The sequence below is a fragment of the Burkholderia sp. AU4i genome, from assembly GCF_000466765.1.
GTDB lineage: Bacteria > Pseudomonadota > Gammaproteobacteria > Burkholderiales > Burkholderiaceae > Burkholderia > Burkholderia cepacia.
On record NZ_ASSI01000132.1, the window covers coordinates 23,909 to 34,225 of the forward strand.

Annotated in this window: 10 protein-coding genes and 1 pseudogene; 1 reads left to right on the forward strand and 10 read right to left on the reverse strand. The window is 64.8% G+C overall.

From position 1 onward, the window contains the following. Nucleotides 1-57: 57 nt before the first annotated feature. The 6 genes from L810_RS28300 to rfbB all read right to left on the reverse strand — a co-directional run bounded on the left by L810_RS28300 (nt 58) and on the right by rfbB (nt 5,636). Entirely contained in the window at nt 58-1,371 is a 1,314-nt protein-coding gene (locus tag L810_RS28300) for an ABC transporter ATP-binding protein (protein WP_021161722.1), read from the reverse strand. After that, complete coding sequence (locus tag L810_RS28305; protein WP_042976531.1) at nt 1,361-2,167, reverse strand: ABC transporter permease; 807 nt, start codon at nt 2,165-2,167, stop codon at nt 1,361-1,363. Before L810_RS28305 ends, L810_RS28300 begins: the two co-directional genes overlap by 11 nt. Nucleotides 2,168-2,243: 76 nt before the next feature. Continuing rightward, on the reverse strand, nt 2,244-3,140 hold the full coding sequence (gene rfbD, locus L810_RS28310; protein WP_021161724.1) for a dTDP-4-dehydrorhamnose reductase: 897 nt from the start codon (nt 3,138-3,140) through the stop codon (nt 2,244-2,246). Next, complete coding sequence (gene rfbC / locus L810_RS28315; RefSeq protein WP_021161725.1) at nt 3,137-3,685, reverse strand: dTDP-4-dehydrorhamnose 3,5-epimerase; 549 nt, start codon at nt 3,683-3,685, stop codon at nt 3,137-3,139. Before rfbC ends, rfbD begins: the two co-directional genes overlap by 4 nt. Next, nucleotides 3,670-4,563 carry a glucose-1-phosphate thymidylyltransferase RfbA gene (rfbA, locus tag L810_RS28320; RefSeq protein ID WP_021161726.1) on the reverse strand — a complete coding sequence of 298 codons (894 nt, stop codon included), beginning with the start codon at nt 4,561-4,563 and terminating at the stop codon, nt 3,670-3,672. The genes rfbC and rfbA overlap by 16 nt, the downstream gene beginning before the upstream one ends. 11 nt (nt 4,564-4,574) lie before the next feature. After that, nucleotides 4,575-5,636 carry a dTDP-glucose 4,6-dehydratase gene (rfbB, locus tag L810_RS28325; protein WP_021161727.1) on the reverse strand — a complete coding sequence of 354 codons (1,062 nt, stop codon included), beginning with the start codon at nt 5,634-5,636 and terminating at the stop codon, nt 4,575-4,577. A gap of 342 nt (nt 5,637-5,978) precedes the next feature. Between rfbB and L810_RS28330 the strand changes: the two genes are divergently transcribed. Then, nucleotides 5,979-6,818 (forward strand): symmetrical bis(5'-nucleosyl)-tetraphosphatase, encoded by an 840-nt coding sequence (locus L810_RS28330; RefSeq protein WP_042976532.1) that lies wholly within the window; start codon nt 5,979-5,981, stop codon nt 6,816-6,818. Between the two features lie 45 nt (nt 6,819-6,863). Here L810_RS28330 and L810_RS28335 read toward each other — a convergent pair whose 3' ends face one another. The 4 genes and pseudogenes from L810_RS28335 to L810_RS28350 all read right to left on the reverse strand — a co-directional run. Further along, the gene (locus L810_RS28335) at nt 6,864-7,721 is read right to left on the reverse strand and encodes a lysophospholipid acyltransferase family protein (protein WP_021161729.1); all 858 of its coding nucleotides are present in this window, start codon (nt 7,719-7,721) and stop codon (nt 6,864-6,866) included. A 19-nt stretch (nt 7,722-7,740) separates the two neighbouring features. Then, nucleotides 7,741-9,030 carry a dihydroorotase gene (locus tag L810_RS28340; protein WP_021161730.1) on the reverse strand — a complete coding sequence of 430 codons (1,290 nt, stop codon included), beginning with the start codon at nt 9,028-9,030 and terminating at the stop codon, nt 7,741-7,743. A gap of 61 nt (nt 9,031-9,091) precedes the next feature. Then, nucleotides 9,092-10,123 (reverse strand): aspartate carbamoyltransferase catalytic subunit, encoded by a 1,032-nt coding sequence (locus L810_RS28345; protein ID WP_021161731.1) that lies wholly within the window; start codon nt 10,121-10,123, stop codon nt 9,092-9,094. 73 nt (nt 10,124-10,196) lie between these two features. Continuing rightward, a pseudogene (locus L810_RS28350) lies at nt 10,197-10,317 on the reverse strand (bifunctional pyr operon transcriptional regulator/uracil phosphoribosyltransferase PyrR); the annotation flags it as partial.

Below are 10,317 nucleotides of genomic sequence, written 5' to 3' on the forward strand. Positions count from 1 at the left end.
CTCGTGCGAATCCGCACGCCGGCCCCGGCGCCGGATCCACTGCCGGCCAACGCTGCGTCAGGCCACCGTCTTCGACAACAGACGCGTCTGAACCTTGTTGTCGAAATGCACGGCGCCATACAGCGGCAGGTAGGTGCCGCGCGAGACATTGAACTGCACGGCGATCGGCACATGATCGCACGTGTCGACCTGGCCGATGCTCAGGTCAGTCGGCACCGAAGTCGCCGCACTGATACTGTAGTCACCTCCGCGCAGCGATACCTTGAACGTCCAGTCGACCACGTGGACTTCACCCGCGTGCAGGTCGTACAAATGCGCATGTTCGAGACCGGTGTCCGAGTACGCGATATCGAACCCGTTCTTGTCGCGCAGGTGATAGCCGAAAGCGAGCAGCGGCAGATCCTCCTCGATGCTCACGACCATTCTCAGCGTCACGGTGTCGCCGTACGTGACCTGGCGTGTCGCGCGGCCCTGTTCGTTCAGCAATTGCACGTTGACGAAGCTCGCGCGTCCATTACGGATCCGCTGGAACGCCGCCTGTTTCTGGAACTCGTCCGCACCATCGTTGAGGTCAGCATCGAGCTCGGCGATCTGCGCCGCGGGTGCATCGGCGTCCTCGATCACGTGCTGCTTCTTGCGGACGTAGGACGAGTAATACGACTCGATCACGTGGTCCGTCGAACCGACGGCCAGCATGTTGCCGTGATCGAGCAGGATCGCCCGGTCGCACAGCGCCTTCACCGAGCCCGGATCGTGGCTGACGAACAGCAGCGTCGTGCCGCGATCCATCAGCTTCTTCATCACTGCCATGCACTTCGCCTGAAACAGCGCGTCGCCGACCGACAGCGCTTCATCGACGATCAGGATGTCCGGGTTGACGTGGATCGCGACCGAGAACGCCAGACGCACGTACATACCCGACGAATAGGTTTTCAACGGCTGGTTGACGAAATCACCGATCTCGGAGAAATCGACGATCGCCGGATATTTCTCTTCCAGTTCCTCCTCGCTCATCCCAAGAATCTGGCCGTACAGCATCACGTTCTCGCGACCGGTGAATTCGGGGTTGAAGCCCGACCCGAGTTCGAGCAGCGCGGCGACCTTGCCGTTCGTTTCGACGTTGCCGGCGCTCGGCGCGAGCGTCCCCGAGATCACCTGGAGCAGCGTGGACTTTCCGGAGCCGTTGTGACCGACGATTCCGACCGTTTCGCCCCGTGCGATGTCGAACGAAATGTCACGTAGCGCCCAGAACTCGCGGTAATACTGCTTGCGGGAGCCGAACAACATCTGCAACAGGCGGGCCCGCGGGCTATCGTAAATATGAAAGACCTTGCTCAAATCCTTCACGCTGACTGCGAGATCAGAGGACATCTGCGAATCCTTTCCTCGTGCGATTAAACCATTGGTAGCCCAGCGCCGCGACACCGATACTGACGACCATCATCAACAACACACCGGTCCAGCTTGGCACGGTCCCAAAGATCACGACGTTTCGGCTTTGCTCGATGACGAACGCGAGCGGATTCATGCCGACGATACGCTGGTAATGGGCCGGCAGCGAGCTCACCGGATAGAACACCGGCGTGAGGAACATCAGCACCGTCGTCACGAGCCCGATCGACTGGCCGATGTCCTGGATGAATACGCCCAGCGAAGCGAGGAACCAGCAAACGCCGAGGGTAAACAGGATGAACGGCAACACGATCAGCGGGAAATACAGGATCGTCGCATGCACGGGAAAACCCAGCACGACCATCGCGAGCACCAGCACGCAAAAGCTGATCCCGGCATGGAACAACGCGACGAGCAGCGCGACGACCGGCAGCACCTCGAGCGGAAACACGACCTTCTTCACGTAGTTCGCGTTACTGATGATGAGCGACGGCGCACGGTTCACCGCTTCCGAAAACACCTGAAACATGATCATCCCGACGAACAGCACGACGGCGAATTCGGTCTTCGAATCGGAGCCGGTGTTCCAGCGCGCCTTGAAGATCACGCTGAACACGAACGTGTAGACGGTCAGCAGCAGCAGCGGGTTGAAGAACGACCAGAGCAGGCCGAGCACCGAGCCGCGATACCGGCCGACCACCTCGCGGCGCGCCATTTGGAGAATCAGGCGGCGATGCCGCCAGATAGGAAGTGATGGTTGGATGAGTTCCCGCATGACAATCTCTAGCTAAGCCATACCGCATAAACGACGCGGCATGAATTGTGATGTGCGCCGCCCGAACCGGGCGGCATCAGGCATCGAACAGTTCCGCGAGGACGAGCGCAAGCCCGTCCGACCACTGCGGTCGATGCAATCCGAAACGCTCGTCGAACCGCGTGTTGTCGAGCACCGAAAAGGTCGGACGCGCGGTCTTCGCCGGATACTCGGCCGCAGGAATCGGCTTCACCTCCCGGATCGCCAGATCGATCTGTGGGGACAGTCTTCTGGCGCCGGCAAAAATGGCTTTGGCGAACGCGTGCCAGGTCGTCTCGCCCTGCGCCGTCATGTGGTACAGGCCGCTCGTGAACGATCCCGCCCGACGCTCGGCAAGCGCTTTTGCCGCAGCGTGCGCGGTCAGATCGGCGATCATGCGCGCGCTCGTCGGCGCGCCGAACTGATCGCTAACGACGGACAGCGCCTCGCGATTCGCACCCAGCCGGAGCATCGTGCGCAGGAAATTCTGCCCGCGCGAGGCGTACACCCATGACGTACGGAACACGAGCCAGTCTCCGCCGGCATCGGCAATGGCCTGTTCGCCTGCCAACTTGCTCGCGCCGTAGACGTTCAGCGGGCACACCGCGTCGCTTTCGACATACGGTGTCCGCTTGCTTCCGTCGAACACATAGTCAGTCGAGAAATGGATCAGCAATGCGCCGCGCTCGCGTGCCGCCTGCGCGAGCGCGCCCACCGCATCGCGATTGACCGCGAAAGCGGCTTCGGGCTCGTCCTCGGCACGATCCACAGCCGTATAGGCGGCCGCATTGACCACGAGATCGGGCGCGAGCGTGTCGACGTATGCGTCGACGGCAGCCGCGTCGCCGAGATCGACGACGTGGCGAGTCGCTGCGACCACCTCACCCAGCGGCTGCAGCGCGCGGACGAGCTCCCACCCGACCTGCCCGTTCGCCCCGGTCACGAGAATCCTCATGCGTAGGTCTCCAGATCCGCCAAAACGGTACCGGCGAGATCTTTCGGCGCGACCACCGGATCCCGGTCGAGCGGCCAGTCGATGGCGACCTGCGCATCATTCCACAGCAGCACGCGTTCGAATTCGGGGTACCAGAAATCGGTCGTCTTGTACTGAAACGTCGCTGTCTCGGACATCACCAGGAAGCCGTGCGCGAATCCGGCTGGCACCCACATCTGAAGGTGGTTTTCCGCGGACAGTACGCTGCCGACCCATTTTCCGAACGTCGGCGACGAACGGCGCAGGTCGACGGCAACGTCGAAAACTTCGCCTTCGACGACGCGGACCAGCTTGCCCTGCGCATGGCTGATCTGATAGTGCATCCCGCGAAGCACCGATTTACCGGAGCGCGACTCGTTGTCCTGAACGAACTCGACATCCGCAACCTGCTCTCGGAATTCCCGCTGATTGAAGCTCTCGAAGAAGTACCCGCGAGCATCGCCGAAGACCTTCGGCTCGATCAGCTTGACGTCTGGAATTGCCGTGGAAGTTACCGTGATTGCCATAGGATCTTGTCCGTCAGTAGGTTCTTCAGATATTGCCCGTACCCGTTCTTGGCAAGCGGCGCGGCAAGTTCCAAGAGGCGCTCGGCGTCGATCCAGCCCAGTCGGTATGCAATTTCCTCCGGACACGCGACCACGAGGCCCTGGCGCTTCTGCAAGGTCGCAATGAATGCCGCAGCCTCCATCAGCGAATCGTGCGTGCCCGTATCGAGCCACGCATAACCGCGCCCCATGATCTCCACCTGCAGCTTGCCCGCCGCGAGATAACGGGAATTGACGTCGGTGATTTCGAGTTCGCCGCGCGCCGACGGCTTGATGTCGGCCGCAATGTCGCACACATCGTTGTCGTAGAAATACAGACCGGTCACGGCGTAGCGCGAGCGCGGCTGAAGCGGCTTTTCCTCGATCGACAGCGCGCGCATCTGGTCGTCGAATTCGACGATGCCGTAACGCTCCGGGTCCTGCACATGATAGGCAAACACGGTGGCGCTTTCGGCGCGCGCGTTGGCCGCGAGCAACTGCTTGGCGAGATCGTTGCCGTGGAAGATGTTATCGCCGAGCACGAGCGCGCTCGGATCGTTGCCGATGAAGTCCCGCCCAATGATGAACGCCTGCGCGAGCCCGTCCGGCGACGGCTGGACCGCGTACTGCAGGTTCATACCCCACTTCGAGCCATCGCCCAGCAACGCCTGGAAGCGCGGCGTGTCCGCTGGCGTCGAAATGACCAGCACGTCGCGAATGCCCGCGAGCATCAGCGTCGAAAGCGGGTAGTAAATCATCGGCTTGTCGTACACCGGGAGCAACTGCTTCGACACCGAGTAGGTAATCGGATACAGTCGCGTGCCCGAGCCGCCGGCGAGGATTATGCCTTTGCGTGCCATCGATCAAGCCCTCACGTGCGTTGCGCGTAATTGGTTTCGACCCACCTGCGGTAATCGCCCGACGCGACTTCGTCCACCCATGGCTGGTTCTCGAGGTACCAGCGTACGGTCTTCGCGAGCCCCGTCTCGAACGTCTCCGCGGGCTTCCAGCCGAGCTCGCGCTCGAGCTTGCGCGCATCGATCGCGTAACGGCGGTCGTGGCCCGGGCGGTCCTTCACATAGGTGATCTGCTCGCGATACGAACCCGCCGCCTTCGGCCGCGCCGCGTCGAGCAGATCGCACAGCGTATGCACGACATCGAGATTCTTCTTCTCGTTCCAGCCGCCGATGTTGTACGTCTCGCCCGGCACGCCGCGCGCAAGCACTTCGCGGATCGCGCTGCAGTGGTCGCCGACGTACAGCCAGTCGCGCACGTTCTGGCCATCGCCGTAGACCGGCAACGGCTTGCCCGCGAGTGCATTCGCGATCATCAGCGGAATCAGCTTCTCCGGAAACTGATACGGGCCGTAATTGTTCGAGCAGTTCGTCGTGAGTGTCGGCAGGCCATACGTATGGTGATACGCACGCACCAGATGATCGGAACCAGCCTTCGTCGCCGAATAGGGGCTGTTCGGTGCGTACGGAGTCGTCTCCGAGAATTGCGGATCGGTCGCTGACAGCGATCCGAACACCTCGTCGGTCGACACGTGCAAGAAGCGGAATTCCACCTTCTCCACGTCGCTCAACCCGTTCCAGTGCGTGCGTGCCGCCTCGAGCAACGTGAACGTGCCGACGACGTTGGTCTGCACGAAATCGGCCGGCCCGTGGATCGAGCGGTCGACGTGGCTTTCAGCGGCAAAGTGGATCACGGCCCGCGGCTTGTACTCGGCGAACAGCGCATCAAGTGCTGCGCGATCGCAAATGTCGACCCGGGCGAACACATGATCCGGGCTTCCGTCCAGGGGTGCCAGCGTCCGCAGGTTGCCTGCATAGGTCAGCTTGTCGACATTGAGCACGGCCTCACCAGAAGCAGCCATCCAGTCGAGTACGAAATTGGCACCGATAAAACCCGCGCCGCCGGTAACCAGGATCATGAAGCTTCCTCTAGTAATAGTGTGCGGCGCGCCTGGCAGGCGCTCGTCGCACTTCTTGTCATGTCACAGTGGCCAAGTCTCGGCCGATCAGGCCCGGCATTTTAACCGGTCGCCATGACCGGCAAAGTCACGAGATGTTAATTTCGGAGCGAAAATGTCAATTATAGGAATCCAGTCGACGTCAATTCCACGCTGCTAACAACTTGATACAGCGCCCCGGCCCTTTGCGTCACGAAAAATCGCATGCCTCACGGACGGCCCGATGCGGAACGACCTTTGCATTACGCCTGTGTTTATGCGACTTTTTTCTCAGTTCACCCGATTCCTCACGATCCGACCCTCATGCATTCGACCCCCATCGCCATCGGCGACATCCAGGGCTGTCATTCCGCTCTCCAGTCGCTGCTCGACAAGCTGTCCCCACCTGCCGACACTCCGCTCTGGATCGCCGGCGACGTCGTCAACCGCGGGCCCGGCTCCCTCGCCGCCCTGCGCGCCGTTGTCGACCTCGGCCCGCGCGCGACCGTCGTGCTCGGCAATCACGACCTCCACCTGCTTGCGGTCTCCGCCGGCCTGCGCACCGAGCGCCCGGGCGACACCATCGGCGAAATCCTCGACGCCCCCGACGCCGACGCGCTGCTCGACTGGGTCCGCCACCGCCCGTTCGTGCATGCGGAAAACGGAATGCTGCTCGTGCATGCGGGCGTGCTGCCGCAGTGGGACACCACGCTGGTGCTCGAACTCGCCGACGAACTCGAGCGCGCGCTGCGCGCGCCCGACTGGCGCGACACGCTGCAGCAGTTGTACGGCAACGAGCCGAATCAATGGAGTCCCGACCTGAAGAAACGCGACCGGATGCGCGTCGCGTTCAACGCATTCACGCGCGTGCGCTTCTGCACGCCCGACGGCGCGATGGAATTCAAGGCGAACGGCGGCCTCGACAGCGCGCCGCCCGGCTACCTGCCGTGGTTCGACGTACCGGGGCGCCGCACGGAGGACGTGACGGTCGTGTTCGGACACTGGGCCGCGCTCGGCCTGATGCTGCGCGAGAACGTCGTCGCGCTCGATTCGGGATGTGTATGGGGTAACCAGCTGTCGGCCGTGCGGCTGACGGCCGATCCGGCGCAGCGCACGGTCACGCAGGTGCAGTGCGAAGCGTGCCGCTCACCGGGCGGAGAGTGACGAAAGACTGATTCGCGGGGCCGGACGTGGGTCGGCCCCGACGCGTCAGCCCTCTCGCCCCGGCACGGGCGCGTCGGCCGCCTCGTTGCGCGCCGCACCGGTGCCGACCTCGGTCGCCGGATACGCATGCTTCGCCAGTTCCGCGAGCGACTCGGCCGACGGCTTGCCGACCCTCTCCTGCAGCGTCGCGAGCGCGGCCGCGATCGCATCGCGCGCCGCGGCGGACGTCGCCCGCCGGTCGCCGCCCGGCGCGATCGGCTCGCACACGTAAAGATGCGCGACGATCGGGCCGCCGCGCAACACCATGTCGAGCGACTTGCCGAGCGCCAGCTCGCCCGTGTAGGCCGGCGCGACCGACTGCCGCCGCTGCGCGTCCTCGTACATCAGGCAGATCGGCTGCACCGCGCAGCCCGCCGATACCGCGGCCTGGAACAGGTTTGCATGGAACGGCAGCAGTTCCTGCCCGTCCGTCGTCGTGCCTTCCGGAAACACGCACATCAGCCCGCCGTTGCGCAGGCGCTCGGCCATTTCGTGCATGACCCGCATCGCCTCGGTGCGCTTCTCGCGCTGCAGGAACACGGTGTCGAGCTTCTCGGCGAGCCAGCCGACGACCGGCCATTGCCGCACCTCGGCCTTCGACACGAACGGCGTCGGCCGCCACGCGTTGATCGTGTAGATGTCGAGCCAGGACACGTGGTTGCCGACCACGAGCGCGCTCGCATCGAGCCGCGCGCCGTCGTTATGGACGACGAGGCGCATCCCGCAGATCCGCAGCAGCTTGAGCGACCAGCGGCGCGTCATCTCGGCACGCCGCGCGGGCGTGACGTGCGAAAAACGCAGCGCGACGATCGCCATGCCGCGCAACAGGTGAAAGACGAGACGCAGCTTGCGAAGGGCAATCATGGCGAAGGTCCGGCGTGGTTCAGGGGCGCTCGAACGCGATCTGTCCGGCGACGAGCGTCGTGCGCACGCAGGCGGGCAGTTCGTAGCCGAGGAACGGCGAGTTGTGGCCCTGGCTCTTCAGCGCACGCGGCTCGACGCGCCAGTGTGCGCGCGGGTCGAACACGCACAGGTCGGCCGCGCCGCCTTCGGCGAGGCGGCCGGCCGGCAGCTGCAGCACGTCGGCCGGCGCCGACGTGATGCGGCGCAGCGCCTGCGCGAGCGGCGTACGCGTCTCGTCCGCCCACTTCAGCGTCAGCGACAGCAGCAGCTCGAGCCCCGTCGCGCCCGGCGTCGCTTCGCCGAACGGCAGCAGCTTCTCGTCGTCGTCGACCGGCGTGTGGTCGGAGCAGATCGCGTCGATCGTCCCGTCGGCGAGCGCCACGCGAATCGCTTCGCGATCGCGTTCGCTGCGCAGCGGCGGGTCGAGCCGGAACTGCGAATCGAAGTAGCCGATGTCGACATCGATCAGGTGCACGTGATTCACGCCGACGTCGCACGTCACGGGCAGCCCCTCGGCCTTCGCCGCGCGCACGAGTGAAAGGCCGGCCGCCGACGACAGCCGCGCGAGGTGCACGCGTGCGCCCGTCACGCGCATCAATTCGAAGATCGTGTGCAGCGCGATCGTCTCGGCCGCGACCGGCACGCCGGACAGCCCGAGCCGCGACGCAAGCGCGCCGCTCGCGGCAACGCCGCCACGGCCGATGAATGCGTCCTGCGGGCGCAGCCACGTGGTGTAGCCGTAGGTGCTCGCGTACTGCAGCGCACGCAGCAGCACCTGTGTGTCGCGCACCGGCACGTTGGCATGCGTGAAGCCGACGCAGCCGGACTCGGTCAGCGCGACCATCTCGGTGATCACTTCACCCTTGAGGCCGACCGTCAGCGCGCCGAGCGGATGCACGTTCGCCTGGTGGAGGTTGCGTGCGCGGAACTTGAGCATCTCGACGAGGCCCGGCTCGTCGAGCACGGGGTCGGTATCCGGCGGGCAAACGAGGGTCGTGACGCCGCCCGCGACGGCCGCGGCCATCTCGGACGCGAGCGTCGCCTTGTGCTCGTAGCCCGGCTCGCGCAGCCGCGCGCACAGGTCGACGAGGCCGGGCGCGACGATCAGGCCCGATGCGTCGATGGTCTTCCCGGCGTTGAAACCGGCCGGCGCGGCGGTGCCGGTGTCGGCAATCGCGGCGATTTTGCCGTCCGCGACGAAAACGTCGGCCTGCCGTTCGGTGCCGGCGACCGGGTCGATCAGCGTGCCGCCTTTGATATGAATCTTCATGCGCTGTCTGTGAATGCGTTGAATGCGTTGAGTGCCTGGATCAGGATGCGCGAAAGCGGGCTCAGTCGCTGTTGCCGGCGACGATGCCCATCACCGCCATCCGCACGGCGATGCCGAACGTGACCTGGTTGAGGATCACCGACTGCGGGCCGTCTGCGACCTGCGAGTCGATCTCGACGCCGCGGTTCATCGGGCCGGGGTGCATCACGATCGCGTCGGGCGCGGCGCGCGCGAGGCGCTCGGGCGTCAGGCCCCAGGTCTTGAAGTACTCCTGCGCCGACGGCAGCAGCGCGCCGCTCATGCGCTCGTTCTGCAGGCGCAGCATGATGATCACGTCGACGCCCTTCAGCCCTTCGTCGAGGTTGTGGAACACCTTCACGCCCATCTGCTCGAGGCCGCCCGGCAGCAGCGTGCGCGGGCCGATCGCGCGCACTTCCGGCACGCCGAGCGTGGTGAGCGCGTGGATGTCGGAGCGCGCGACGCGCGAATGCAGGATGTCGCCGACGATCGCCACGCGCAGCTTCGTGAAGTCGCGCTTGTAGTGACGGATCGTGTACATGTCGAGCAGGCCCTGCGTCGGGTGCGCATGACGGCCGTCGCCTGCGTTGATCACGTGAACGTGCGGTGCGCAGTGTTCGGCGATCAGGTACGGCGCGCCGCTCGACGCATGACGCACGACGAACAGGTCGGCATGCATCGCCGACAGGTTGTTGATCGTGTCGAGCAGCGATTCGCCCTTGCTCGTCGACGACGCATTGATGTTCAGGTTCAGCACGTCGGCCGACAGGCGCGTCGCGGCGATCTCGAAGGTCGTGCGGGTACGCGTCGAGTTCTCGAAGAACAGGTTGAACACGGACTTGCCGCGCAGCAGCGGCACCTTCTTCACTTCACGGTCCGTCACGCTGACGAACTGCTCGGCCGTATCGAGGATGTGATTGACGATCGAGCGCGGCAGGCCCTCGATCGACAGCAGGTGCTTCAGCTCGCCGTTTTTCGTGAGCTGCGGATTGCCCTTCAGGAAGCCGTAGCGGAACCGGTCGGGGCTCGCGGCCGCAGCGGGATTGCCGGTGCGGCCAGTGGTGTCGGTGGTCATGGTGTGCGTGATTCCAACTATGCAAACGGGCCGCGGTGCAAACCAGCGGCCCGGGATACGGTTCGCGTGCCGCTCAGGCGCCGTGCGCCTCGACGCGCAGCGTGAACTGCGCGTCGTCGCGCGCGAGCACGAGCGTCGCGCCGGCCGGCACGTCCAGCGTGCCGCCCGCGAAGCGCGCGGCGACCGGCAGCTCG